Annotated in this window: 24 protein-coding genes; 3 read left to right on the top strand and 21 right to left on the bottom strand. The window is 45.0% G+C overall.

All coding sequences use genetic code 11. The annotated features are described in order from the left end of the window. Positions 1–23: 23 nt before the first annotated feature. Together D829_RS0116895 and ligD are read left to right on the top strand one after the other, a co-directional pair. Positions 24–974, top strand: coding sequence for an RNA ligase family protein (locus D829_RS0116895; protein WP_017690095.1), 951 nt, complete (start codon positions 24–26; stop codon positions 972–974). A gap of 41 nt (positions 975–1,015) precedes the next feature. Then, complete coding sequence (gene ligD, locus D829_RS0116900) at positions 1,016–1,906, top strand: non-homologous end-joining DNA ligase (RefSeq protein WP_017690096.1); 891 nt, start codon at positions 1,016–1,018, stop codon at positions 1,904–1,906. A 55-nt stretch (positions 1,907–1,961) separates the two neighbouring features. Here ligD and D829_RS0116905 read toward each other — a convergent pair whose 3' ends face one another. Both D829_RS0116905 and cls read right to left on the bottom strand, forming a co-directional pair. Next, positions 1,962–2,879, bottom strand: a complete 918-nt coding sequence (locus D829_RS0116905) for a YitT family protein (RefSeq protein WP_017690097.1) — start codon at positions 2,877–2,879, stop codon at positions 1,962–1,964. 350 nt (positions 2,880–3,229) lie between these two features. After that, positions 3,230–4,669, bottom strand: coding sequence for a cardiolipin synthase (gene cls / locus D829_RS0116910; RefSeq protein ID WP_017690098.1), 1,440 nt, complete (start codon positions 4,667–4,669; stop codon positions 3,230–3,232). 375 nt (positions 4,670–5,044) lie between these two features. Between cls and D829_RS0116915 the strand changes: the two genes are divergently transcribed. After that, positions 5,045–6,403 carry a hemolysin family protein gene (locus D829_RS0116915; RefSeq protein ID WP_017690099.1) on the top strand — a complete coding sequence of 453 codons (1,359 nt, stop codon included), beginning with the start codon at positions 5,045–5,047 and terminating at the stop codon, positions 6,401–6,403. A gap of 89 nt (positions 6,404–6,492) precedes the next feature. Here the strand turns inward: D829_RS0116915 and D829_RS31275 are convergent, their stop codons facing one another. From D829_RS31275 to D829_RS0117010, 19 genes are all read right to left on the bottom strand, one after another. Then, positions 6,493–8,076, bottom strand: coding sequence for a stalk domain-containing protein (locus D829_RS31275; RefSeq protein WP_017690100.1), 1,584 nt, complete (start codon positions 8,074–8,076; stop codon positions 6,493–6,495). 54 nt (positions 8,077–8,130) lie between these two features. Beyond that, positions 8,131–9,231, bottom strand: a complete 1,101-nt coding sequence (locus D829_RS0116925; protein WP_017690101.1) for a DUF5808 domain-containing protein — start codon at positions 9,229–9,231, stop codon at positions 8,131–8,133. Positions 9,232–9,254: 23 nt separating this feature from the next. Next, positions 9,255–9,650, bottom strand: a complete 396-nt coding sequence (locus D829_RS0116930; protein WP_017690102.1) for a GntR family transcriptional regulator — start codon at positions 9,648–9,650, stop codon at positions 9,255–9,257. A gap of 215 nt (positions 9,651–9,865) precedes the next feature. Beyond that, positions 9,866–10,957, bottom strand: a complete 1,092-nt coding sequence (locus tag D829_RS0116935; RefSeq protein WP_036661373.1) for an AI-2E family transporter — start codon at positions 10,955–10,957, stop codon at positions 9,866–9,868. A gap of 158 nt (positions 10,958–11,115) precedes the next feature. Beyond that, positions 11,116–11,916 (bottom strand): ABC transporter permease, encoded by an 801-nt coding sequence (locus D829_RS0116940; RefSeq protein WP_017690104.1) that lies wholly within the window; start codon positions 11,914–11,916, stop codon positions 11,116–11,118. Then, entirely contained in the window at positions 11,909–12,817 is a 909-nt protein-coding gene (locus tag D829_RS0116945; protein WP_017690105.1) for an ABC transporter ATP-binding protein, read from the bottom strand. The genes D829_RS0116940 and D829_RS0116945 overlap by 8 nt, the downstream gene beginning before the upstream one ends. 32 nt (positions 12,818–12,849) lie before the next feature. Then, entirely contained in the window at positions 12,850–13,101 is a 252-nt protein-coding gene (locus D829_RS33445) for a hypothetical protein (protein ID WP_152417059.1), read from the bottom strand. A 251-nt stretch (positions 13,102–13,352) separates the two neighbouring features. Continuing rightward, positions 13,353–13,874, bottom strand: coding sequence for a hypothetical protein (locus D829_RS0116955; RefSeq protein WP_017690106.1), 522 nt, complete (start codon positions 13,872–13,874; stop codon positions 13,353–13,355). Positions 13,875–13,968: 94 nt separating this feature from the next. After that, the gene (locus D829_RS0116960) at positions 13,969–14,454 is read right to left on the bottom strand and encodes a VanZ family protein (RefSeq protein ID WP_017690107.1); all 486 of its coding nucleotides are present in this window, start codon (positions 14,452–14,454) and stop codon (positions 13,969–13,971) included. A 126-nt stretch (positions 14,455–14,580) separates the two neighbouring features. Next, positions 14,581–16,704, bottom strand: a complete 2,124-nt coding sequence (locus D829_RS0116965; protein ID WP_017690108.1) for a YCF48-related protein — start codon at positions 16,702–16,704, stop codon at positions 14,581–14,583. Between the two features lie 20 nt (positions 16,705–16,724). Further along, complete coding sequence (locus D829_RS0116970; protein WP_017690109.1) at positions 16,725–17,648, bottom strand: LCP family protein; 924 nt, start codon at positions 17,646–17,648, stop codon at positions 16,725–16,727. 14 nt (positions 17,649–17,662) lie between these two features. Beyond that, complete coding sequence (locus tag D829_RS0116975; RefSeq protein ID WP_017690110.1) at positions 17,663–18,994, bottom strand: UDP-glucose/GDP-mannose dehydrogenase family protein; 1,332 nt, start codon at positions 18,992–18,994, stop codon at positions 17,663–17,665. 32 nt (positions 18,995–19,026) lie between these two features. Then, on the bottom strand, positions 19,027–20,409 hold the full coding sequence (locus tag D829_RS0116980; RefSeq protein ID WP_017690111.1) for a sugar phosphate nucleotidyltransferase: 1,383 nt from the start codon (positions 20,407–20,409) through the stop codon (positions 19,027–19,029). Continuing rightward, positions 20,406–21,434 (bottom strand): polysaccharide pyruvyl transferase family protein, encoded by a 1,029-nt coding sequence (locus D829_RS0116985; RefSeq protein ID WP_017690112.1) that lies wholly within the window; start codon positions 21,432–21,434, stop codon positions 20,406–20,408. The genes D829_RS0116980 and D829_RS0116985 overlap by 4 nt, the downstream gene beginning before the upstream one ends. Then, a complete protein-coding gene (locus D829_RS0116990) occupies positions 21,421–22,794 on the bottom strand; it encodes an oligosaccharide flippase family protein (protein ID WP_017690113.1) in 1,374 nt (457 codons plus the stop codon). The genes D829_RS0116985 and D829_RS0116990 overlap by 14 nt, the downstream gene beginning before the upstream one ends. Positions 22,795–22,804: 10 nt before the next feature. After that, positions 22,805–23,704, bottom strand: a complete 900-nt coding sequence (locus D829_RS0116995) for a glycosyltransferase (RefSeq protein WP_017690114.1) — start codon at positions 23,702–23,704, stop codon at positions 22,805–22,807. 26 nt (positions 23,705–23,730) lie between these two features. Continuing rightward, on the bottom strand, positions 23,731–24,753 hold the full coding sequence (locus D829_RS0117000) for a glycosyltransferase (RefSeq protein WP_017690115.1): 1,023 nt from the start codon (positions 24,751–24,753) through the stop codon (positions 23,731–23,733). Between the two features lie 15 nt (positions 24,754–24,768). Further along, on the bottom strand, positions 24,769–25,704 hold the full coding sequence (locus D829_RS0117005; RefSeq protein WP_017690116.1) for a glycosyltransferase family 2 protein: 936 nt from the start codon (positions 25,702–25,704) through the stop codon (positions 24,769–24,771). Positions 25,705–25,725: 21 nt separating this feature from the next. Next, positions 25,726–26,793: a glycosyltransferase family 4 protein gene (locus D829_RS0117010; RefSeq protein WP_017690117.1), complete on the bottom strand. Its 1,068-nt coding sequence runs from the start codon at positions 26,791–26,793 to the stop codon at positions 25,726–25,728. Positions 26,794–26,822: the final 29 nt, after the last annotated feature.

Below are 26,822 nucleotides of genomic sequence, written 5' to 3' on the forward strand. Positions count from 1 at the left end.
GGTGTACGAGGAAGGAGTTCCCCATGTTCAAACCGTTGATTCCGTTCGAACCCATCTCCAGAGATACTTTGCCCACAGGGACGCAATGGATTGCCCAGGTCAAGTGGGATGGAGTCCGCATGCTTGCCTATGAGGACGGGCATGAGCTGCGCCTCGTGAATCGCAGATTACATGATCGAACCGCACAATATCCCGAGCTGGTAACACCACGCAATTTATGTTCAGGATCCTCCTATATCTTGGATGGAGAAGTTATTGCGCTGGACCCGGACACCGGAAAACCTTCGTTTTATCACGTTCTTCGGCGGGATCGGATGAGCAGACCCGAAGGTATCGCGCAAGCCATACATCAGATTCCGGTCACATATATGGTATTTGATATCCTGTTCTATGAGGGGAAATGGGTGACGGATCAGCCTTTGGCAGATCGACAGCGCCTGTTGCACGAGGTCCTTAACACCGCTCCCCATGTTCAGGAGGTCACCAATACGCTTGATGCCTCTTCCCTGCTTACGGTCATGAGACAACATCAGATGGAAGGCATCGTCTGCAAGGATCTCACCAGCAGTTATGGCATACAGGGCAAGGACCAGCGCTGGCAGAAGGTCAAAATCATGCATGACGTATATGCCATGATCGGGGGAGTCACGTACCGGAGCGGTATTGTGAATGCCGTCGCGGTCGGTGTATATAATGGGCCTAACTTTGTCTATATTGGTCATGTCGGGACTGGCAAATTGAACTCCAATACGTGGCGGGAACTCACACATCAAGTCGAGCCTCTGATCAGGCAGGACAGCCCGTTCCATAATGTACCCGAGCGCAGTGCAGAGACCACCTGGGTGGAACCGCGAATAGGAGTCAAAGTGCAATATATGGAGTTGACTCATCATCACACTCTACGCCATCCCAGTATTCAGACCTTCGCGGATGTAACCCGTGAGGATTGTCTGGCGAACCAGCTTCTTCAATGAGTCAGTCCAGAATTGATTACACGTATAGGAGGTATTCTGCTATGGCCCCCAAGATCCAAGGAACCATCATAATAGACGGCACTGAGCTGACCGTAACAAACCCGGACAAGCTGTTATGGCCGGATGCGGGTGTCACCAAAGCCATCTATCTGCAAAAGCTGGCCGCTCTCGCTCCTTATCTGCTCACGTATACGAGCAATCGACTTCTCACCACGATAAGATATCCCCACGGCGCTGGAGGAACATTTTTCTATCAAAAGAATGCCCCTGAGCCTGTACCAGATTATGTGCGCACTGAAGTTCACGACGGCATCCGCTATGTGGTCATGAACGGACTTCCCGAATTGTTATGGCTTGGCAATCTGGCCGCACTTGAATTTCATCCTTCTCTGCATACTGTGGGAAGCCATCTGCCCAGTGAATGGATGATTGATCTGGACCCCTCTCAGGAACATGAACCCCGGATCATGCAAGCTGCACTCATCGTTGGCGAAACCCTGACTTCCCTTGGTCTGAGGTCCATTCCCAAAACTTCGGGCGCAACAGGAGTTCAGATCATCGTTCCGATTATTCAAGGTATAACCTTTGATGAATTACGGGATATCGGTTATTTTGTGGGCAAATATGTCACTCAGAAGCACCCGGATCTGTTCACACTGGAACGACTCAAAAAGGATCGTGGAGACCGCATTTATTTTGACTATCTCCAGCATTATGGAGGCAAGACCCTTGCCGCTCCCTATACACCACGTGCCAAATCCGGCGCCACTGTCTCTACACCCCTTACCTGGGATGAGGTTAGAAGCAACGTCTCCATCCAGGATTACCATCTAATGAACATTATTGAACGCTTGAACCAAACCGGTGATTTAATCGCAGCTGTTGAACCCCAACCGGTAGAGCTCATTCTCAAACATTTGAAGAAAAAATAGCCGACTCCCTCATCACAAGGGTGTCGGCTATTATCATTCATGTATATATCAATCGCTAATGGATACCTTTTTTCTTAAATCGTCCGCCCTTCACATCATGAATGTTACCGATCGCCACAAAGGCTTGCGGGTCCCAATCTTCAACGATGGACTTCAACTTCGCTTCTTCCAAACGAGTGATCACGACGAAAATGATCTTTTTCTCATCTCCGCTGAATCCACCCTCTCCATCCAGATAAGTAACTCCACGACCGAGACGGTCCGTCAAGGCCGAACCAATATCACGATACTTCTCACTAATGATCCATACCGATTTGGATTGATCCAATCCTTCATTCACAATATCAATCATCTTCATCGCAATGTAATAGGCAATCATGGAATACAGGGCATTCGGCCAGCCGAACACAAATCCTGCACCTGCGAAAATAAAGACGTTAATGAATAGTACAATCTGTCCTACAGACAGTGGTGATTTTTCACTCAGCAGAATGGCAACGATCTCTGTACCATCCAGTGAACCGCCAGATCGAATAACCAAACCAACCCCAACCCCCAAGATCAATCCGCCAAACACAGCTCCGAGCAGCGGTTCACCCGGTGTTAATGCAGGAACCTTGTGTAACAATGTTGTTCCAATGGACATCACAACGATCCCAAGCAGTGTAGATAACGCAAATGTTTTACCAATTTGTTTGTAACCCAGAATCAGGAAAGGCAAGTTGAGCAAGGTCAGGAATAATCCGAGTGGCAGATGTGTAAGTTCTGACACCATAATTGAAATCCCCGTAATCCCACCATCAATAACGCCATTGGGCACGAGAAATACTTCGAGTGACACAGCCATAAGTGCAGCACCGACCAGAATCATCACAATACGTTGCAGAAGCTTCAGCGTAAACACCGAGCTCTTTACATTCCGGTCCGCCTTGGATGTTAATTCTTTTAATTCTTTAACCGTAACATTGGACATGGTATCCCCCCCGTTGGATCAGTATGTGAATCCATTTCATAAATCATTTAAATACTCCACGGGGGAACCTACATATAGAAGAACAAAAAGATTGATTCTATACGTACCCTGTCAGTACGAGCTCAAGCATCTAAAGGCTATATGAAATGGATTCAAGATTGTCTTAATTCCGGTTACACTTTCAACAGAGAGCAAAAGAGAGCCTGTTTCCCGCAGACTCCCCTCCTTCGCCAAGACATGATTTATATATCTATTATATCATAAAAGATCAAATTTGCGCAAAATACTTAGCAAAAAGAAGATAAATTCACAAAAAGTGAACTTATCTTCAGAAATCTGCCCTAAATCGGCTAAAGAAGCGGAGAAAGCATCCGAGAAAGCATTTCTGCGCCTTTTTGCCATCGTGAACGCTTCTGAAATACCTTCCCATCGATCTGACTGCATTCCCCGAGATCACGTTCAAAGTCAGTGATCAAACGATGAATCGCAGAGGACTCAAACAGGACAGCCGTCAACTCGAAATTGCAGAAAAAACTGCGCATATCCATGTTGGCTGTTCCGACTGTAGCGAGCAACTCATCTACAATCATCACTTTGGCATGTACAAAACCTTTACGATATTGGAAGAACTGCACACCTGCTCGCAACAGTTCCTCCACATATGAAAGTGAGGCCAGATGCACAAGCCTTGAATCGGATTGATACGGAATGATAATTCTCACATCGACACCACTGACAGCAGCTGTTTTGAGTGCCTCATACAGTGCAGGATCAGGTATAAAATAAGGCGTGGTAATGTAGATCCGGTCACAGGCTACAGAAATGGCACCAAAACACATTTCCTGAATGGCATCCCAGTCCTGATCCGGTCCACTAGCCAGTATCTGAATTCGTTCTTCCCCGCTACATATATGGGGAGGAAATAATCCTGCAAGCTGGGGCTCAGTAATTCGCTCACCAGCAGCCAATTTCCAGTCGTTAAGAAACGTACTTTGCAGAAAATATACGGCATCTCCCTCAATCTGCACATGTGTATCCCGCCAGAAACCCACCTCTGGATATTGTCCAAGATAATCATCACCTACGTTAATGCCACCCACAAAACCGACCTGTCCATCCACAACAACTATTTTGCGGTGATTCCGGTAGTTTACTCTGCGGTCAATCGTAGCGATCAGCGGTGGGAGAAAATAATGGAATTCCACACCTGCATCCTGAAGTTTACGGATAAAGCTCCCTTTCATCTTGTGACTGCCGAGACCGTCGCAGATAAACCGAACCTTCACGCCCTCCTGTGCCTTGCGAATCATGACATCCTGAAACTTCGTACTGATGACATCATCACGGAAAATGTAAAATTCCACATGCAGATGGTGCTTGGCTTTTTCCATTTCCCTTAGCATTGCTGCAAATGCCTCTTCACCATTTGTGAGTACCGTACTGTGGTTACAACCCGTAATCGGACTCTCCGACAGATGGGATAACAGGTTAAACAATCGATGCTGGTGACTGAAACGATCGCCAGGCATATGTTTGACATCTCCAATGATGTGGGCTTGTTCCCAGATCGTTTCCTTCATTTCACGGAAGATGCGCGATCCACCCTTGCGAAGTTTTTTTCGTTTGTTATAATCCTGCGCCACAAAATAGTACACTACAAAACCGATCAAAGGCACGCAGAACAAAATAAACAGCCAAGCCACAGCCTTAGCCGGATTACGAAATTCCAGCAAAAGAATCGTGGCAGCCTGGAAAATAAATACGATTAATATAATGACCAGCCAGAACATTCGGCTTCCTCCTCAGGTGGCAAGCTTCATGACCTTGCCTTTCTCTCACCTACACAGCTTTGACGATTATGTATACAGCTAATCATAGATACCCAATGTACCCCCTATTCGTAACGTTTGCTTAGATAAAACTTTACATAAGCACGTGGAATACTTGATTCTGGTAATCCGAATTTCTGCTCATAGGTTGTATATTATGACTGTGTTACCATCTACATATCAGATTTATCATGGAGCAGATCCGCATTGTGACGCCAATCTGCTCATTCCCCCTTCCAGACTCTTCCTCTTTTCTTCATGAGAAGGTGGTCTTCTTACGTAAAATTAGATATAATACTCGTTAAAAACTTATTACCTAAAGGAGAAGAGCAGTGAATGGAAAGTGAGAGGTATGCGTTAAATTTAGTATTGGTTGCTTTTTTGATAGGACTTTCGGCGTTTTTTGTTGCAGTGGAGTTCGCTCTGGTACGGGTTCGTCCGAGTCGGATCGACCAAATGATTGCAGAAGGAAACAAGCGTGCGCTGGCTGTGAAACAAGCCGTTGCCAATCTGGATGGCTATTTGTCCGCCTGCCAGCTTGGAATCACGATTACATCTCTGGGCTTGGGTTGGCTGGGTGAACCGACGGTAGAGAAGATTCTCCACCCTGTGTTTGAAAGCTTGCAAATTCCTGAGGCGGTTTCTTCATTCTTATCATTTGTTATCGCGTTTGCTTCCATCACGTATCTGCATGTTGTGGTCGGTGAACTCGCTCCAAAAACGATTGCAATCCGGAAAGCCGAGACTGTTGCACTGCTGACATCTACACCTATCATCTGGTTTAACCGAATTATGTATCCTTTTATCTGGCTATTAAACGGCTCAGCGAACCAACTGGTGAAACTGTTCGGAATCAAACCTGCTTCTGAACATGAAGATGCACACTCCGAAGAAGAGTTGCAGATCATTATTAATGAAAGCTTTGAAAGTGGTAAAATCAACCAAGCCGAGTTCGGTTATGTAAGCCGGATCTTTGCTTTTGATGAGATGTTAGCCAAAGAAATCATGGTACCCCGGACCGATATGGTCTGCCTTTATGTGAATAGAACGAACGAGGAAAACCTGGAGATCATTCGCGAAGAACAATATACCCGTTTTCCAGTAGTGAATGAGAGTAAAGACGATATCATCGGTATCATTAATACGAAACAATTCTTCCTGGAACTTTACGGAAATGAGGAACCTGTTGATCTGTCTTCTCTGATTCAGCCTGTATCCGCTGTTCACGAAACAACTCCTGTGAAGGATTTACTCAAGAAAATGCAGAAGGATGGCGTACATATCGCCGTACTTGTCGACGAATATGGCGGAACTTCCGGAATTGTAACCATCGAGGATGTACTTGAGCAGATTGTTGGTGAGATCCGCGACGAGTTCGACGCAGACGAAGTGGAAGATATCCAAGTCATCAATGAGAACTATGTCATTATGGATGGCAAGGTTTCCTTATCGAAGGTGAACGACATGTTTATGTCCAGCCTGGATGCAGATGAGTGGGACACCATTGGTGGCTGGCTCTACAGCCATCGTCCCGAGATGAACGAACAGGAAGAATATGAGTTCGAGAATCTAATCTTTGTTTTGCTGGAAAAAGACAAGAATCGGTTCTACAAAGTGGCCGTTGTTCCCAAGGAACCACTGACCATGTCTGATTATACAGATGAAGACGAGAAAGAGTCCAATTGGTCTAAATAAAGCAAATTTATAAATAAGAAGAGGAGCACTTGCCTATTTTGGTAAGTGCTCCTCTTCTTATATCTCGCCCCATCCGTCACTTCTCCATGTTATCTTAATACCCACTTCGCAATATCATCGATAATGGCTTTGGAGACATTAGATGGCTCAGCGTACTCTTGACCGATTGAAAGTCCATCATAGCTGGATAAAAGATGATTTACCTTTGGATAGCTATTGTACGTTACATTGGAATGACCTTGAAGAGACGATTTCCAGGTTTGGAATTGATGCATAGACACTTGCACATCGTTTTCGCCTTGTATAACAAGCATAGGGATATTTTGTGTTTTAGCCAGTTCCGCAGGCACATAATCTCTCTGCTCAAACCACCAATAAGCAGGATGAAGTGGAAACGCCTCAGGAAGATGATCTACAGAATATTTTGGATCTTTAACCATCGCAGCCACATTTTTATAAAAATCAGCTTGTCCTTGAATGACATCCGTGTCTAAACCTAGCTTCTTCATCCGTTCTACCAATTCGTCCTGCTGCTCGGTAAGCACATCCACAAAGCTACTACTTGGTGCAGCAAGTAAAATACTTCCTGCAATATCATGTTGTTTATCCTCAACAATGATTAACGGCATTGCAAACCCGCCTTGACTATGTCCAGCTACAAAAATCGCTGTAGAATCAATATGTGCATTCTTTTTAAGGAATTCTACTGCATCGTTTACCTGATCTACACTCTCTTGTTTTAATGTGAATTTAGGCTGTGAAGCCACCTTATAGGTATGCTCATACGTGACCTTATCGTATCTTAATACAGCAACTCCTTGTGAAGCTAAACCTACCGCAAGATCGCGAAACGGCTTTGCACCACCAATGGCAGCATCTTGATTGCTAGGCCCAGATCCGTGTACCAGAATGACAGCCGGGAAAGGTCCCTCTCCCTTGGGCAACGTTAATGCCCCTGGTAAAGCTAAATCACCCTGACCAACCGTAATGTCTTGTTCTGTATAGGTAGATGGGTCGTCGTAGCTTGGTTTTTGATACACATCTGGCGTAGCGGCGGCAATATGCAAATCATCCACAAGTCCGTTATGATTCATTCTGACCGTAATATTTAAACGAGTCAGCTCTGTTTTGAACGTATAGGTAACATTGCGATGCACTGTATTATTTTCTACATGCTTAGCTATGGCTTCACTTGTAATTTTGCCATTTTGTCCTTCTAAAGCTCCCCACAGCTGACTCAACATCGTGGGTGACAACACTCCACTTACAGAGGTATGAACATACTTGGCAGCCTCTTTGCCGTTACCCTCACTTATAAGTGAAATGAATATGTCCTCAGGTGCTGCCTTCAGCGTCTCGGCAAGAAATTCACCAGCCATAAAGGCAACTCCTTTCGTTAACTGAACAGGATTGTCTAAGGGTACGACTTGCCCATTCACTATCGCCTGTTTCTCTCCTACCTTAACTACAATAGTAAGCTCACTTCTACTTATTGTGATTTGTCCTGTTTTTTGTTGCCAAGATACCTCTGCTCCATTCTTTTCTGCAATCTCACGAATAGGAACTAAATTTTCACTACCAGCGGATTTTTCAGCAGCTTCTGAGATGGATGTCACCGGAAGGATGAGACCTACGAAAGTAAGAGAAAGTAATAGCTTTTTCCAATTGTTCATTGTAATAACTCCTCCTAATAATTTCATCTATTATATGCATAGATCTATGAGCATTTATTGGCTCAGAACTCTGCTTATAACAACAATAGCAATGATGAATAACAACAGGACCCAAGATAGTGGACGAGCGAAGTTAATTGTCCAGCCTATTCCATACCGTTTTTCTACGGTAAAAGAAGGGTCATTGGCATTGAAGTAAATAAAACCAAGCTTCCAATGTTCATCGTCATTCACAGGCTGCTCCTTGGATCGTTCACGATCCTCTTGATGATTCCGAATTTTCCCACCGCCTTGTCTGCCTGTGAGAGATAGCCCTACCGCGCCTAACAAGATCAGCACAGGGGTAATGAAGATAATACCTTTTAACAAGACGAGATTCGGGACGAACATATTTATCTGAATGAAGGCAAATAAAATAGTAAGAAGCAACCCCGTTATGATCGTAAATAGGGACCACTTACGGCGAAATCGGATATGATCAGCCGCAAATTGAGCAGGATTAGATGGAGTAAGCTGCTGTTTGCTTGTTTTAATACTCCAGTTCACCAACATCATAAGTGCAATGATGCCTAGCTGCACAAGATTAATAGCCAGTACCGAGAGGTAGGTTTTAGGCGCACTGGAAATGACATTGCCCTGAAGATCATATTTCATTGGAATGACGTTAGGGAGTGCCTTATAATTCAGGATTGAAATGATCGCAATGGCTACGATAATAGCAATGTGAATGAGAAACCAATAGTTGGAATAGGTGAGTTTATTTTGGCGGAAGGTGGTATCGATCTTAACCCGTTGAGGTGCTTCTACAGTTGTAAGTGTTCCCTTTATTTTTTTCATCTTGAAATGAAATAAGATGTGTAGTGCTGACCAGTACACAATGAATATTACTGTGCTCACACCCGTGATCATTGCCGTAGACTTTTCATTAGCAGATGGGAGTAAATACAGACAGACAAGTATAATCATCCCGTTTCCGATCAGACTTACGGTAGCAAACGTACTCCGCAGCTTACGCAAGATGGGTGTGTAGTAATTATACTCGCTTACCGTAACCCCAAAGCTGATGGTTTTCCTTGTCACATATGGTGCAAAGGATAGAAGTATGGCTAATGGAGCAAAGATTAAAATAATAGGTAATATACTAAATAGTTGCATACAAAACACACTCCCTTGATTCTTTATTCTTTGTTGTGACCCATCTTCACATCATCATACATTTGGTCTAACACCGCAGATAGTTCCTCTTTGGTCATTCCGCGACAGATCGCTTCGGCAATAATCGGTCTAAATTCTCTTTGCTGCTTTTTCAAAAAATCATCCGTTAAACCAGGCATTCCATCAGGGTTCACTACGACTCCCTTTTGTCTATGAACCAGAATGTATCCATCTTGCTTGAGTAATGTATAAGCCTTGTTGACGGTGTGGAGGTTAACACCGATATCTGCGGCCAAATTCCGAACCGAAGGTAACGCCTCACCTAGCTGTAACTCACCACTAGCAATGCCTTCAATAATTTGATAAACAAGTTGCGAATAGATGGGAAGTTCGGATTGCATATCCAGTTGAATAATCAAGGGTTCACCTTCTTTTTGTTATCTGTTATATATCAAGTATAACAGATATAACATGAGTGAGCAATATGTATGAAAAAAAGCCGCATATCCATGGCGAGGGCAAACTTACCTGACCCTTCACCATTGATATGCGGCTTATCCTGTTGAGCTTATCGATGTGATTCAATAACAAACATTAGTAGTGGCACATGACAGCGTTGTATTTCAAATTCCATTTAAGTTTCAGTCTTATCTTCAACAATCCGATAATGGATCTTGCGAACTATAATTTTTATAATCATATACAGGGGAATAACGATGATCATACCCAAGATATTTCCCAGATCAGCACCCACGAGCAAAAGGATAACGGTAGTCAGTGGGTGAATATCGAGTTGCTTGCCATAGACGTAAGGTGAGATCAGGTTATCCTGGATTTGCTGTGCGATCACAATGATGACCAGTGACCAGATCGCCATCGAAGGTGATTCGATAAACGCGACAATGACAACCGGAATAGCTGCCAGCAAAGCACCCACATAAGGGATGAAGTTCAGAATAATGGATACAACGGTCAGCAGCAATGCGTAAGGCAAACCTAAAATGAGAAAACCGATGTACATCAGAATCCCCAGGGCTACATTAACAATAACCCGGCCAACAATATAGCTGCTTAGTGCTTCATCAATCTCATGGACGGTTTCTTCCCCGTCCTTCCGATAATGTCTTGGCAACAATAAGGTCAGATTCGTTCCAAACTTGCTGCCTTCCTTGAGCATGTAATACAACATGATCGGGAACGTTGCCAGAATAATAACCAGATTGGATACCACGGAGAATAACCCGGAGACATAATTGGTTACCTGAGTGATCCCTTGGCTCAGAACATCGGATAATCGTGAGAATAGATTGGAATCATCAGGCAGGTATCTGGATACAACATTGCTCTTTTCAAGTGCATTCAACTGATCGCTGAGTGAAGTAACCAACGCTGGAGCATTCTCCACAAAATTCATCAATTGTTCACGCAGGGAAGGCCATACAAGCACACTAAAACCTGCAAGTATTAATGCAATTACGACATAAATAATCAGAACTGACAATGCACGCTTGATCTTATGCCTTTCCATATAATCGACGAGCGGGCGCAGCAGATAATAGAAGAAACCAGCAATCAGCAGCGGAATGATGATGATGTGAATCAGTGAGGTCAGGGGGCTGAAAATAAAGTTCACTTTTTCCCCCAGATACACGATGAGCAGTAGCAGAATAATCGCTGTGCATATGCGGTAGAACTTGTTATTTATCAAGAAACGTGATCCCTCCATGCGCTGCTCTGCCAAAGTGACTGCGGCGTTCATATGTATATCTAGTCATTTACTTATGATACTAAGTACCCTTAAATGACAGTCATGCCACAGGCAATGCTGAATATACCCTTTTTTTCTTTCCAAAACAGCATTGGAACAAAAAAAAGAAGCAGGCGTTAGCCTGCCACATCTCTTTTGCTGAATACAACCCAGGAAATCACCATGAAAATAACGTAATATACCGCTAGGACTGCAATGGAGAAACCCAGTGTCATTCCTGCACTTGGACCACCCATTAGCGCAAAATCCGCCCCGGAGGTCATGTACTTGCTAAGATCCATGTTGTTGAATAGAACATACTTGGCCCATTCATAACGGACCGGATTAAATATGAGTGAAAAGATGCTCTGTGAGAACATAATGAACAGGGATAATCCAATCGCAAGTGCACCTGAACGAAATACGGAAGACACCATAAAGGCAATCGCAAGCGTAATGAACAGATCAACGTACAAATATCCCCATAATGCTAGTGAATTCGTTGCTGAGCTGCTGCTTCCTGGCTGAGCGTCCAGCGTGTCATGCGAGAAAAGCATATAGGACATTCCGGTTGCCATTACAATGACAAGCAGTGTACTCAGAATACTGAAGATGATCACAGTCAGATATTTGGAAGCCAGAATCTTGCTTCGTGACCATGGCCGAATCAGCAACAGCTTAATGGTTCCCCAGGTAAACTCTCCAGCTACCGCTTCCGCTGCAATCACGACACAGAAGATCGTATTCAGAAAGAACACAATTTGTATCGTTGTTACCGCCGCTTGCCAGAACGAAACACCATCGGTTCCCATGCCTTCCCGCAATAACACTGGCATTAACAGTGAGATCAAAGCCAGAATGGCTAACATGATCCAGGTACGGGGACGACGGAAAATTTTCATATTCTCATTCAATATCAGATTACCAAAACTACCCAATGCCTCCACCCCCAGTGACTTGCAAGAATTGTTCTTCCAGGGTGTGAGTCACGTTACGAATACCGTATACCTGAAACCCTTCGCTAACCAGCTTGGCATTGATATCCGGAATCTGCTCACGAGACACACGCATCACCAGGACATTGCCCTGAACGGTAGCACCCTGAATCAGATCCGCAGCGCGGTCAGCATCATTCAGCTCAAAAGCAACTTCGATTAATGCATCCGCCCCAGCTTCAGCCCGAAGATTTCTTACATCAATCAACTTGCCGTTCTGAATAATGGCCACCGTATCACACATCAGTTCCATCTCCGACAATAAATGACTGGATACAAAGACCGTAATACCTTCCTCTCGGGTGAGCTCACGCAAATAGTCTCTCAGTTCCCGTATGCCCTGTGGGTCCAGTCCATTGGTCGGCTCATCCAGTACAAGCAACTTCGGTTTATGTAATATTGCTTGCGCGACACCCAGACGCTGGCGCATGCCCAGTGAGTAGGTTTTGACTTTATCGTGGATACGGGCCGTAAGCCCAACACGCTCAATCGTTTCCGCAATACGTTCCTTCGTAACTCCCGGCGACATGCGGGCAAAGTGAACGAGATTCTGGTATCCGGTCAGAAACTTGTACATTTCCGGATTTTCTACAATAGCTCCTACCTGGGCTACCGCCTTCTCAAATTCATTCTTCACACTGTGTCCCGAGATCAAAATGTCACCTTTACTGATGGACATCAGTCCAACCATCATCCGAATCGTTGTTGTTTTCCCCGCGCCATTAGGTCCTAAAAAACCAAAAACCTGCCCCGGAGAAATATCCAGAGTCAGGTCGCTGACCAATGATCGGGAGGATATGATCTTGCTGACGCCCTGAATCCGGACGACCGGCTCCTGCTGCATTCAATCCCCTCCTTCATGGACGAGCACATCATTCATGCCCGTTTCTCATATGAACATAGTGTATCATAATCTTTAGTATATTGTCCCGCAAACTGGGATTTCCCCTGACGTTTCGCTTCAACTACACACGCTTCACAGCATCCAAGCGGCATTTCACTCCGGTAGAATCCGGTGCGAAATACGTGATTGCCTCCATTGCACTCTTCCTTCATTTCGACAGAGCTTCTAGTGACCGACACAATCATCCCACAACTGACACAGTAAAAGCGGTCCATTTCGATCAATGATATTCCTTCCCCTCACAAGGAGCATTGAAGTCCCTGTTATTTGTCGTTAGAAGCTGAAAAATGATACATTTTGTATCTATCTCGTAATTTACTTGACACCGGGACTAATGTCAAGGCTTTACAGCCATAAAAACAAGAAAAACAAAAAAAAAGCTCCAAAAATGCGACAAAAGTCTCGCATTTTTGGAGCCTCATGTTAGGTAAATGATACAATTCGGTTCAATGTATGGGTTAATATTATTTCCTGATCAGTCACTTTTGTCGACCTGCGAGGTATCCTCATTTTTCTGATTTGGATAATACCAGAGTAAGGTCCACTCATCGCCATCCTCTACCAGATAACAGGTCTGCACAATATCGAATTGGCCAAAGGTACCTGAGTACTTCTGGGTGACCCGGATTCTGTAGGCTTCAGAAAATGGCTTAACGCCATCGATCACGGTTACATCGAACTCGCGCTCTGGCTTCTCCATCTCCAGCTCAAACGTTTCCACGCCAAAATGCTGCATAAATATATGTGCTCTGTTCTGTACGTAAGCACTCTTGGGAAACCGCTCTTTCATCAGGGGATGAAACAGTTCCCATGAACTGCCGAAGTCACCCGTCTGCTCATACTTGTAGAACTCTTCGGCAACAGCAGCAGCTTCATCCGATGTATCTGCCTGAAACAGATACGGAATGGTTCTGGCAATCAACCACAGCAATAATACAATGATCGTGATGAACCCGATCTTTTTGAGCAAAGCATTCCGGTTCCTTCTTCGCAGCATGTCCAGTCCTCCTTGTCCTACTCCATACTTATGATGGATGGCAGACAAGTAGAAGCAGGGTCTGCACACAGCATTTCCTGGGAAATCACGTTCTTTAGTGATGAGAGCGTCTAAATGATCTTAATTTCCGATAGATCGCTACGCCCGCTATCCACAACATAACACCACAGAGAGCACCAATCAGATCAACTCCAACATCTCGAATGGAAGCTGTCCGATTGGGGCTGAATTGCTGGATATATTCATCAATTGATGCGATCACAATCACGGTAGCCAGTGCAATTCCTATACAGGTTTTCATACCGCTTCTTCGATAACGCATGCCACAATAGACAAGTACAGCTAGCACAGCATAAACAAATACATGCGCACTTTTACGAAATATGAACTCGGCAAAGTCATAGGGGCGTGCATTCAGTGAATAATGATGCTCACCATAAGTGAACTGGATATCAGGCAAGCTTAATACCCATTGGATCTGCTCAGACCATTGATGAAGCCAAGGCTGAATCGTTTGTTGCTGATAGGATTGTGCGGACATGGACCAGATGAACAAAATCCACGATATAATCAGAAGCACGGAGATCAGGTATCCATATCTTCTTCGCTTATGATTACGTCGCCTACGCCGGGAGCCCTCCCCTATTAGGATTGTAATCACCACTTTCATATCTCTTTCTATACTTCTTACAGAGCCAAGTACAGTTTATTGAGCAAAATAGCCTGTAAATAATCCACGGCCATTGGTACCTACATAGACCTTTCCATACGTCTGGCGGTCAGCTTCCATCACTTGGGGCTCATTACCGATACCAATCTCCGTTTCTGGTGTGATATTTTCCCAGGTGAGTCCCATATTGTAAGAACGGAAAAATCCTTTGACCTGATTGACCGTGCCATAGATAAAGACAGCAGGAGTAACTCCGCCCGATTTCCCTTTTCCAAAAGCAAATAATTCGGACGATTGTACATTTTGTATTTTGGTGAACGCAGCACCGGAACTATTAGAAGCATACAAGCCTGCTCCCCCAAGACTCACCCAAACTACATTTTCCATTTCTGGCGCAGCCTCCACCTTGATTTTCTCACTTTGCGGCAATGCAACTATGTTTGCCTTCATCCAGTTAGCTCCGCCGTTAATTGTCCGATACAAATGTCCAGCGTAATACGCATAAAACTTATTTCCATTGGTTCGATCAGCTGCCAGCGTCTGATTATATGTGAATATGGACTCTCCTCCAGTATTGTTTGACGGAAGTCCATTCATACTTTGCCAGGTTACACCCTTATTTGTGCTCCTCACTGCCTTTCCTTTCTGCGGAAAATAAATAATTAAATCCGGATTGGAAGCCGAATAAGCTATACGCCCCAATTGAGAACCCGCTGGAACATTCACAGAGGTCGTTGTCAGTCCATTGTCGGTTGACACAAATAACTTGGTGATGGTTCCATACCAATCGTTGCTCCCCAAATAAATGATCTGATTGGGATCTGCCTCGTGATAATCGATGCTAACCACTTCCTGCATTCCTGCAAGTGGTAGATCTTGGATAGGTGTATTGAATATATCCGAATGCCTGAATCCAACCTGATCGGCCACACCACTAAAAAAAGCGGCTCCTTGAGGTGGTGTCGCAGCTGACAAGGCAACAACTTCCTCATGTCCATCTGTAATCGCATCCCATTGGGTCATCGGTTGTGTGATGTCATCTGTCTTAAATACACCTGACCAATCGGAGGCATATACTCTACCAGGATGATGTGGATCAAATACTATACTTGATGTCGCCGAAAAAAACATGTTAGATGTCCACCATGGGGGTCTGTCGTTCAACGTTTTGTTCACGCTGGTCCAGGTTTGACCACTATTGGTGGAGCGATATAAGGGTAAGTTACTGCCACCCGTTCGAACAGCAGCCAGAATGTGATTATCATTGGAGGGATCAATACTAATGCCATAGTAGGATGAATATTCCGAACTCGGGGTAATATTAGTCCATTGCTTACCATTATATTTCAGGATTCCACGGTTATCTGTTGTCACATACAAAATCCCGCTTTTTGAAACCGTCATCCGCGCTGTACTCTCCGGGCTGTTTCTAATCAATTCCCACGTCATCTGGCCATTACTTCGTTTCATTTTGGCAAAGATTCCAATGCCTCTTACCCCAACATACACAACTTGCTCATGCTTAGCTGCCGGGTTAACTCCATATACAACACTTCGAATCCCCTGCCCTGAGAGACCATAGGGAACTTCACGTACTTGGCTCCATGTATCTCCGCCATTACTGGATGTATATAATCCATCGTATCTTGTACCTACATGCAAATAGTTCGAGTTTGACGGGTTGACAGCGATACTCTCTCCCATGGCCCTATGAATATTTCCATTGGAAACATTACGAAGATTTAATCCCGTTCGGGTCCACGTTTCGCCCCGATCTGTCGACTTCAAAATGTCACTGGGACTCCCATTCGCATACTTTCCGGCAGCAATATAGATGATATCCGGATTCTGATGATCCAGTGCAATCCCATCGATGCCGTATAGATTACTTTCGTCCGCCTCAATATGATCCAATAAAGGAATCCACCTGTTATTTATGGGATCGAGCCGATAGACACCGCCAATATCCGTACGAGCATAGACCAAATCAGGTTCCGTTGGATGAACAACAACCGCTGTAACATAACCTCCACCGCCAATGGGTATCTGATCCCATCGATAACTTTCAGCAGACTGAACAACATTACTGGATGTCGGAATCATAAGTGTATACATTAAAATGACGATCAACACCAATTTTAGCAGTCTGAACATACGCATGTGGTTCACCCCTTATCCATTTAACCGGAGTGTTCTTTGATCAGCTGATGTATCCGATTTTTCTCAGACTCTTCCACCATATAGTAATATACTCCGTCGATTTTCTTACCTGAGCCTTTAATTTCAACCGATTCCACATGCTCCAGGACGTTACGATAATTACTAAGCATTTGCTTCATCTCATCAAACGAAACGTCTGTTTTGACATGTTCACTCACTTCTCCGAGCAACGACTCCAACTGAAATACAGTCGATATCTGAACGGTGTTTTTCAGTACTTGTTTTATAATTTCACGTTGCCGATCATTTCGCCCCAGATCGCCCTTGGGATCATCGTAACGCATACGTGAAAAACCCAATGCACTTGCACCATCCAAGTGAAGGGTTCCTTTCTCAAATCGATGACCCTCATATTCAAAGGCAAAAGGATTGTGGACATCTACCCCACCAACCAAATCGATGACCTTGGCGAATCCTTCCATGTCCACTTTCAAATAATAATCTATGGGTATTCCGAGGAATTGTTCAACCGTTTGCACAGACATGTTCACACCACCAAAGGCATAGGCATGGTTGATTTTATCCTCTGTTCCATGCCCCACGATGCTCGTGCGCGTATCGCGGGGGATATTCAACATGAGCACTGATTTTTGAGCCGGATTCACACTGAGAACGATCATGGTGTCGGAACGTCCACGATCATTGGCTCGCTCATCCACACCCAGAATCAGGGCATTGAAAGGTTCCTGATTCTCCATGTCAATCGGGAACCTGCCTCCCCTGTTGTCCACAATGGATACCTGCTTGATCGGTTCCCGGGGCTCATAGATGTTGTCTGCAGCCGATTTCACATGGAGGTACAGATAGATTGCGTAACCAATGACAATAGCAATCATAAGAATGAGAACGGTTAACGAAATTTTGATCCCCAGTTTGAGTTTCATGTTCATGCCTCCGGCTACAGAACTGCCGTTTTTCTTCCATCAATATTCGTTAATCCCGGACGACCTACAGAGTAATATTGAAACGCTGTATCCTTGATCTGGTCTTCTTCATAAATATTTCTTCCATCGATTAGAATCGGTTGCTTCATATGCACTGCCAGTTCGGTCAGATTGACCTCCATAAATTCCTTCCATTCCGTTAGAACACAGAGCGCATCAGCACCCTTGGCGGCCTCCATTGCACTGGAGGTCCATGTAATTGCCGGTGAATCGACCTCCTTCCGGAAGTTTTCAGTAGCAATGGGATCGTAGGCTTTAACTGTTGCTCCCTGATCAAGCAGACGTTGAATTATTTCAACCGCCGGTGCATCTCGTACATCATCCGTGTCCGGTTTGAAAGCAAGACCCCAGACCGCAATTTGTTTGCCATCTAGTACGTCTAATGCCTCTTCCAGTTTACGAATCACGTTGAAACGTTGATCCTTGTTCACTTCCACCACGGATTTCAGCAGTTTGAAGTCATAATCTACATTACCTGCAATTTGAATCAGAGCTTGTGTATCCTTAGGGAAACATGAACCTCCATAACCTATGCCTGCCTTGAGAAAAGATGCACCGATTCGTCTGTCATAGCCCATGCCTTCAGCAACGCGACTAACATCCGCTCCTACCTTTTCGCAGATGTTAGAGATTTCGTTGATAAAGGAGATCTTCGTCGCCAGGAAAGCGTTGGATGCATATTTAATCATTTCGGCCGAGCGAATATCCGTAACAATAATCTGATCGGTTAATGGCTGATGCAGCTCTTTTAACGTGGCAACTGCCCGATCGCTATGTGTCCCAATGACTATCCGGTCAGGATATAGTGTATCCTTCACAGCGGTGCCTTCACGCAGGAACTCCGGTACCGATGCCATGTCGAACGGATGACTCGTCAAACTGCTAATCCATTCCTGAATGCGATCGTTGGTTCCGACAGGAACCGTGCTTTTAGTCATTATTATTTTATAATTATCCATATAAGAACCAATTTCTCGCGCAACAAGCTCAATATAACTCAGATTCGCTTCGCCATTCGGCAATGATGGTGTTCCTACTGCAATAATAATGATATCTGAACGATGGATGGCATCCTGAATGTTGGTGGTGAAGGTCAGTCGGCCCGCATCCATATTGGAAGTCATGACTTCCTGGAGTCCCGGTTCATAGATTGGAACATGACCACCTGTCAGCAGAGTCACTTTTTCAACATTATTGTCGACACAGATCACGTTATTTCCCAGTTCCGAAAAACATACGCCAGATACCAAACCTACATAACCTGTGCCAATCACCGTAATATTCATCCATAATCTCCCCCATGTCATAAAATTCTTGCTTAAACGTGCTTCATATAAGTCTGAACGATATCCTGCCATTCCATGGATATTCTAACGATGTCTTCCTCAATTAATTGACTGCCGATTTGCACTTCAATGATCTCCAGTTCAGTAACTGCTCTGACCGAATGAAGCATGCTCCGATCAATAATTACCGTATCTCCCTGGCTGATCGTTCGACGCTGACCATCCAGTATCAATTCCCCTGTTCCTGATACAACCGTCCATACTTCATTGCGGAGTAGATGGTATTGATAGCTCAGGTTCTTTCCGGCACTAATGCAGATTCGTTTGGTGAGAACCTCGCCGCCGGCTTCATTTCTCGTATAATCCAGCACCCGGTAGCACCCCCATCGGCGCTCCTCATACATGGGACGTTGATCCTCGTTCTTCACGATCTCCTTGATCCGTGGACTGGCTTCTTTATCACTGACCAGAATGCCATCCGGACTCACAGCGACCACCACACCGGACAACCCCAATACGGCAACCGGAATGTTCAATTCATTGATCAGGTGAGTATCATGAGAATCATCCGTAATCCAGCCTTTTCCTACAACAGAAGTTCCCATCTCTTCCGTGAGGGTGTTCCAGGTTCCAAGATCTTTCCAGAATCCGTTGTAAGGAATGGCAATAATCTGATTGGCCTTCTCGACAACCTGGTAATCAAAACTGATTTTCTGCAATCGTCCATATTGTTTCAGCATCTCGTCATACTGTATGGGCAGCTCCATCTCAATCAGCAGATTGATCAAATAACCCAGCTTAAAAGCAAAAACCCCGCAATTCCATAATGCGTCCTGCTCAATCATGAGGGCCGCATCGGATTCGCAGGGTTTCTCCTGGAACTTCGCTACATTAACGTATTCGTTGTTACTTTTGCCGGAAGATATGGATTGCGGAATGATATATCCGTACTTCTCTGAAGGATAGGTCGGTACCACTCCCATTAAAGCCAGATCAGCACCTGACTTATCGAGCATCTCAGGCAAGGTCGCCAGAACCTCGAAGAATTCCTTTTCGACAAATGGATCTACCGGAAGTACAGCAACCGTTTCACTCAGGCTGACACTCTCCACTGAATACAGGTAAGAAGCGGCGAGTGCAATGGCAGGAAACGTATCTCTGCGCTCTGGCTCCACAACCAGCTTCACATCGTCCCCAAGTTGTGAAGTCAGAATTTCCACCTGAGGCAGACTGGTTGCAATCAACGCCTGTGATGCAAGTCCGGCATGGTTCAGTTGTCGCCATACCCGTTGCACCATCGATTCCGAGTTGTCCTCGGGTCCATGGAGCACTTTAAGAAATTGCTTGGATCTTGAATCGTTGGATAAAGGCCAGAGACGCTTGCCAGAACCACCGGATAACAAGATACTTCTCATAGGGCTGCACCATCCGAGAGCACAACCGCCCCAGATCCTTTACCTGCCTTGGCTGGTTGGTTATATGTGCTGGTCTGACCGGCTTCCAGTCTGCCTACCGGATTATTCCGTGTCCAGGCTGCATAATAATTCGAGTTCTTGCCATACGAATTGTCCAGCAGGATGTTCGGTTGATCCAGGAGACAAGCCAGAATATGTCCATGCAGGCGAGATGTCGTGACGGTCTTGTATTTGTTGAATTCCTTTATGGCCGTATGTACCATCCGATCAGAGTATTTGTACCACAACCAACGGGCGAAAGAGTTTCCTTTCCCTGATTTCAAACGGGATGAGATCATGCGAATGATCTTCCGGTCTACCCGGTTGTACAATGTCTCCCAGTCTTTAAACGTGGCCTTTGGCCCACTGGCGGATTCATAATGTACTTGATTCTGGGTCTTTTCAATGTCTTTACGAAAGAAATACAACATCTCCGCATTAGGTTGGCTTTTGGACTTGAGAGGCCACAGCTGATGAGCCATATCCGGGGAAAGGTACACTTTCGTTTGTTGAAACTCTTTACTGGCAATCTCATAAGATAATGTATCCCTCACAAAAAAGTGCAGATCCTTATGACGATTGAATACCTGAGCTGTCTTTTTCAATTCAATGTCACTCTTGTAGAACATCGTCTGTGGCAGAATCACGATCCGGTGATTCGGATGCTGGGCAATCATTCGTTCTCTCAACTTCTGATGAGCCGGGTACAGATCACCAAAGTTACCACCCCCGTGCAGCACAATCGTGATACCTTCCGGTACCTTGAGTGACAAAGGGCAATCCAGAATGCTGTATCTGGCAAGTACATTCATATGGTTGTCTCGGAAGAAAGCTTCCGTACCTTTCATAATCAACAAGTCTCCACCATTGCTGTGAACCGGGTAATCCAGATAATAGATATCGGTACGTGGCGGAATGACCTTCAGAATCTGAAGTAAATGTCCCTTCAACTCTTCCATGGGATGAATATTGTTAGTGCCCAGCATCTCCATCTCCTCCTTGGGTGACTCTTCTTTTTTTATTCAACCGTTCATACAGGAAAGCAATATCCTTTTTGTCAAAAAACATGCCACTGAACTTGACTTTAAACGCGATCTTCATCGCTGCTACAGTAACCAGCATACGTACGATCGAGCCGATAAGCAGGGCAATGGCAATACCATTCAGTCCCCATAGTGGAGTCATGACAAAAAACAGACCAATCGTGACAGACAAAGCAATGAGTTGTCTGATCATAACCAGTCCCGGTCTTCCCAAAGCATTGAATGCAGAGGCGAGAATCCAGGAACCGCCGCCAATAATACATTCAAAAGCCAAAATATAAAATGCCTGACTCGCTTCCAAAAACTCTGCACCAAACAAAACACCCATCAGCCAATTCCCTACAAACATGGTCGGTAAGACGATAATCGTCATGATAATTAAAGAAAGTCGGAATGCTCGCCCAACGGTACGAATGACCTGATCCTGTGGTAATCCGGTAACCTTGGGGAACACAACACTGCTTATTGCATTTTGCACGGCATTATAGATGCGAGATAACGCAAAGACGACGGAATAGAGTCCAAAATCTCTAGGGGTGAGCAGAGCCAATATAATAATTTTGTCGAACTGGGTGTAGAGGGTGCCGAGGAGTTCCACACCAAATACCCGACTGCCGTAACCAAACAAGTTTTTGGCTGCCTTTCGATCAATCGCCTTGGTAAACCACTTAAAATTCAGGCTATCTCTGAGCGTATATGCTGCCCATGCGACAACAATCACTGAACTTGCTATGGACACAAAAGATGCCATGCCAATGCTCATCGCACCCAGCAACCATAAGGAAACCATGACAATCACTTTCAGCACCGGATTGTATAACCGTATCCCGTTATACACCTGGAACCTGTCACGACTCTGCGAGAGGGCAGACAACAGATTGATCAGGATCAGCACCGGAATACTGGTGACGGTAAACCAGCGGGCAATCGTAATGACCTCTGGGGGATAATCCGCCATCCAGGAAGGCATGTAGATCCAGGCAATCGCTCCAAGAATAAAGCTGATCGGAATTTGGACCATGAAGCTAAGTCGCAAATATTCAGCGCTTTTCTCCGCAGCTTCCCGTTTCAGGTTATAAATAATCGAGGTTGGGAGTCCCCAGCTAACGAGACCAATGAGAAATGTCGGCCAGAACAAGATCGCCGAAAAAGCGCCTTTACCTTCAACACCAAACATACGGGAAGTAATGATCGACGTAATCGTGGTAAAGACCATAATAATGACGTTGGTTCCACTGGTATGCACAATGGTCTGTAACAGACTATTGCCTTTGAAAAGTTTTGGGAGCGCGAGTTGTGACATGAACTATTCCTCATTCCTTACTGTTATATCTGAGTATCCCGATGATTAGACCGTTACGGTAGCAGATTTGAGCGAGTTGCCGGGTGAAACGCTTCGGACTGTATATGCATAATAGTGCTCGAATAACCCCTTGCCCCAAACGGATAGCGTGTTTTATCGTTCGAACCACGCCCTTGTCTTTTTTACGAACAGCATCACTGACACCTTGCCAGAAGACACGGCGCAAAAACCAGTTCTTGGTCGTTCGTTCTTTGGATACCTTGTGCTGAACCGAGCCGAAGGGCGTGTAAAACACTTTATGTTGAACCCTGATCCGCGCGATCAGTTCACTCTCTTCATTGGATAACAAGTTCTTCCCCACTCTTCCCAGGTCCTCACGAAAAGGTGCAATGTCCTGAAAGAGCCTTGTACGAAACGCTACATTCGCACCGAACGGTATCGATGGATTAGGCATCTCAACCACATGGTCTGCATAATCCAAAATGGTATACAGTGACAAGTTCTCGCTAGGAATCCACTCTGGCTTCTGGCTCTCCCAGAGAGGCTCAATCTTGCCGCCTACACATCCGATGGAAGAGTCGCTTTCGAAGACACCAACGATATGTTGAATCCATAGCGGAGATGCGATTGCATCATCATCCAGGAAAAGAATGTACTCGCCGCGTGCTTCACGGATGGCTCGATTCCTTGCCGCCGATAAACCCGGCTTTTTCTCCAGGATATACTTGACGTTATTTACGCCTTCGCTGGCCTGAATCTCCTGAACAAGCTGAGCTGTATGATCCGTCGAATTGTTATCAATCACGATAATTTCAACCTCATATTCAACATGTTGCCTGATGGCACTATGAATGGATTCACTCAGATCATAGGCTCTGTTATACGTACAAATGGCTACAGTGGCTTTCATTCGATCGTCCCCGCATCCTCATTGATTTAGATCGTATAGAGCGAAATCGTTCGCTTGGCGATCCCTGACCATTCCAACTTATCAAGCATAGATTGGAATCCATTGCCTTCCCTGAACTCGTCATCCTTGGCACGGATCTTCTTCATAGCTTCTTCCAGTCCCTTCTGATCCGAAGGGTCATACAATACTGCACAGCTCTCGGGCAAGTACTCTTCCATGAGCCCCATTCTTGGGGCAACGACAGGTTTACCAAAAGACAGTGCCAGAATTGCACTGCCTGACGTCGCAATATTTTTATACGGAAGAATCATCGAATCAATGGCTTCAAAATAATCCGAGTACTCCCCATCCTGAATAAAATTGAAATACGTGTGAATGCGATCCGAATGGCGTATCGAATCCTCCAGATCATAGTCAGCTGCTTTCTTGCCAGCAATGAGCAGATGAGCATCCTTCCAATCCAGATGGTTGAACGCCTTGATTAGATCATCCACCCCTTTGTACGGCGAAACCTGACCAAAAAAAGCAAAGACATAGTCATTTGCCGGGATGTTAAAGAGGTCTCTGATGTTCTGCCCTGTTCGTCCATATACCCCCTGATAATGCCCGTGAGGGATGACTTCAATCTTGTTCTCAGGCACATGAAACGTCTCACTGACGCTGCGAATGAGCGGTTTGCCCATCACAATCAGTTTGGTACAGTTCCGCACCAGAAAAGTCCTCATCCAGTAATCATGCCACGTTCTGCCGCTGTTATGCGGCCATATGTTATGAACCGTCCAGAACAACTTCGCACCCTTTAGTCGCACATACATAATCATGAGAATGAAAAACATGGACTTGATGAATGTCGAGAACGCGTTGTTTCCTTTGTAATAAAAACTCGGCCAGTGAAAATGAAGTACATCATTCTTACGGACATGTTTTAAGTCTTTTTTGGAAAAATGCTTCACATCCCATCCCTGATCTTCGATGGATTGGGATAATAATTCATTGAATTTGTTCGTCTTGATCATTTTGGGCAACATGTAAACTACAGGTTCACGCATGACTACACCTCTGCTTTAGGCTGTTCCTTTATACTCTTCTTTGCTCAACGTTTCGCTTCGGAACTGTTTTCTCAAGCGATACCCGACCAACATGGTTCTGATATTACGCTTGAACAAGGTGAAGTTTTTCCACCATGGATAAAGAGCCAACGTATTTTTGAGAAAAAGAACATTTCGTTTCGGATTCTTGGACCATTCCATCATGCGATAATGATGAAGTTGACGCCTCTTTTGTTCCTCGCTCATATCCTTGTAATACTTAATCAGTACTTTGCGTTGTCCCTGGAACTTTTTCTTGGATGAGGTAGAGATTCGTGGTCCTTGATGGATATAAATATGCACAAGGGGCTCCTTGATATTGATTGCATGATGCCCTCTTTGCAGAATACGAAGATAGAAATCATAGTCCTGTGCAGAGGTTAATTGTTCATCAAACATGACCGAACGTGCCAACTGGGTCTGCACCATGATTTTGGAGGTTTCTCCGATCCAGTTATAGGTCAGCAGATCCGCATAGAAGACGAGATCACGGGATTCAACCGACACCTTTCTGCGAGTCACCTTGTGATCCTGATCCACATAGACAAGGACTTTACTGCAAAAGCAAAAGAGTTCTTTATTTTGCTCCAGCGTCCGAGTCTGGGATTGAATTTTATCAGGTAGCCACTGATCATCATCGTCCAGGAACGCAATATATTTCCCGTTGGCACGTTGTATCCCTAAATTGCGGGCATGATTGGCACCTTGAGCATATGGGACCTGGATATATTGTATTCTGTGATCTTCCTTGGTCCATGCTCTGCATACCTCTGCGGTATGATCCTGTGAGCCATCATCCACAATAATAATTTCCAGAAAGGGATAGGTCTGCGCCAGCACACTTGCCATGGCCTTTTTTAACAATTCAGCGCGATTATGCGTTGTTATAATACAGCTTACCAATGCTTCCATAGAACCACCTTTCCCTTGAAACTAGGACACTTTCACGTGCACCTTGTCATAGATGGACGATAAATTTTCAATCAGACTGTTCATGTTGAACTTGGATGTGACCAGTTCCTTATTGTTCAATCCCATGTGCATTCTTAATTCTTTATCCAGAATAAGTCTCTCCAGCACATGAGCCAGAGCTGCTACATCCCCTGGTTCAACGAGAAAACCATTTAGCTCATCTGTAATCACTTCCGGTATGCCACCCACCCGAGTAGAAACAATCGGCAAACCTTCATTCATCGCCTCCAGAATCGCCATTGGAAGCCCTTCGTGATAGGAAGGTAGAACTAGCAGATCGGCATGGTGAAGCAAGCGTTCCTTCTCCTCGCCTCTAATCCACCCTGGCACTTCCACATATTCTGTGATGCCGTAACGCTCAACCAGTGCCCGAACTTCATTAACTTCCCCATCGCCAGCAAGTGTGAAGACCGCTTCGACCCCGCGATGCTTCAATAGTTGAATAGCTAGCAGGAGATCATACACGCCTTTTCTCTTACCAAGCCGGCCCATGAACAAGCAACGTGGAACCTGACGCTCTTCCCTAATCGGAGGTTCTTTAATGAATACGCCATTGTAGAGCACTTCGATTTTGGATTCGGGGACGATTTGGGAAAAAAAGCTCTTCCATGTATACGATAGTACAATTAATTTATCCACTTGATTCAAGACGTACTTGCATAGCTTCTGTTGCAAGGGATGCCGATGATAGAACACATCGAAACTGGAAGCATGGATATGCACAATCACTGGCACTCTGAATATTTTGCGGCCAACGAGAATGAACAACGCTTTACGGTAAAAGCTCCCGTTGTAAGACATATGAATATGAATCATATCGGGTTTGAATGTCACGAGCTTCACGAGAAATTGAAGAAACCCTTTGATGAAGATGAATAGTCGTGCGAGCACACTACCCGTAATGTAGGTTTCAATCCGCTGTAAATGGTACTGCTCGGCGATCAATGAATTTTCGATATTCACAATGACACTCACAATTCCGCCCATGTCCTTCGTAGAAGAACCGATGACCAACACCTTAGGTTTCATTATTCCACTCCTTTTGAATCGTAAAGAAC

The sequence above is a fragment of the Paenibacillus sp. PAMC 26794 genome, assembly GCF_000316035.1.
In the GTDB taxonomy this organism is placed as follows: domain Bacteria; phylum Bacillota; class Bacilli; order Paenibacillales; family Paenibacillaceae; genus Paenibacillus.

Excerpts from the sequence above, each read along its gene's own strand:
- ligD (WP_017690096.1), top strand. The coding sequence starts at position 1,016 with ATGGCCCCCAAGATCCAAGGAACCATCATAATAGACGGCACTGAGCTG.
- D829_RS0116980 (WP_017690111.1), bottom strand. The coding sequence starts at position 20,409 with ATGAGAAGTATCTTGTTATCCGGTGGTTCTGGCAAGCGTCTCTGGCCT.
- D829_RS31275 (WP_017690100.1), bottom strand. The coding sequence starts at position 8,076 with ATGAACAATTGGAAAAAGCTATTACTTTCTCTTACTTTCGTAGGTCTC.
- D829_RS0116965 (WP_017690108.1), bottom strand. The coding sequence starts at position 16,704 with ATGCGTATGTTCAGACTGCTAAAATTGGTGTTGATCGTCATTTTAATG.
- D829_RS0116955 (WP_017690106.1), bottom strand. The coding sequence starts at position 13,874 with ATGCTGCGAAGAAGGAACCGGAATGCTTTGCTCAAAAAGATCGGGTTC.
- D829_RS0116895 (WP_017690095.1), top strand. The coding sequence starts at position 24 with ATGTTCAAACCGTTGATTCCGTTCGAACCCATCTCCAGAGATACTTTG.
- D829_RS0117010 (WP_017690117.1), bottom strand. The coding sequence starts at position 26,793 with ATGAAACCTAAGGTGTTGGTCATCGGTTCTTCTACGAAGGACATGGGC.
- D829_RS0116915 (WP_017690099.1), top strand. The coding sequence starts at position 5,045 with ATGGAAAGTGAGAGGTATGCGTTAAATTTAGTATTGGTTGCTTTTTTG.
- D829_RS0116975 (WP_017690110.1), bottom strand. The coding sequence starts at position 18,994 with ATGAATATTACGGTGATTGGCACAGGTTATGTAGGTTTGGTATCTGGC.
- D829_RS0117005 (WP_017690116.1), bottom strand. The coding sequence starts at position 25,704 with ATGGAAGCATTGGTAAGCTGTATTATAACAACGCATAATCGCGCTGAA.
- D829_RS0116995 (WP_017690114.1), bottom strand. The coding sequence starts at position 23,704 with ATGAAAGCCACTGTAGCCATTTGTACGTATAACAGAGCCTATGATCTG.
- D829_RS0116970 (WP_017690109.1), bottom strand. The coding sequence starts at position 17,648 with ATGAAACTCAAACTGGGGATCAAAATTTCGTTAACCGTTCTCATTCTT.
- cls (WP_017690098.1), bottom strand. The coding sequence starts at position 4,669 with ATGTTCTGGCTGGTCATTATATTAATCGTATTTATTTTCCAGGCTGCC.
- D829_RS0116990 (WP_017690113.1), bottom strand. The coding sequence starts at position 22,794 with ATGTCACAACTCGCGCTCCCAAAACTTTTCAAAGGCAATAGTCTGTTA.
- D829_RS0116905 (WP_017690097.1), bottom strand. The coding sequence starts at position 2,879 with ATGTCCAATGTTACGGTTAAAGAATTAAAAGAATTAACATCCAAGGCG.
- D829_RS0116935 (WP_036661373.1), bottom strand. The coding sequence starts at position 10,957 with ATGGAGGGATCACGTTTCTTGATAAATAACAAGTTCTACCGCATATGC.
- D829_RS0116945 (WP_017690105.1), bottom strand. The coding sequence starts at position 12,817 with ATGCAGCAGGAGCCGGTCGTCCGGATTCAGGGCGTCAGCAAGATCATA.
- D829_RS0116985 (WP_017690112.1), bottom strand. The coding sequence starts at position 21,434 with ATGCTGGGCACTAACAATATTCATCCCATGGAAGAGTTGAAGGGACAT.
- D829_RS0117000 (WP_017690115.1), bottom strand. The coding sequence starts at position 24,753 with ATGCGTGAACCTGTAGTTTACATGTTGCCCAAAATGATCAAGACGAAC.
- D829_RS0116925 (WP_017690101.1), bottom strand. The coding sequence starts at position 9,231 with ATGCAACTATTTAGTATATTACCTATTATTTTAATCTTTGCTCCATTA.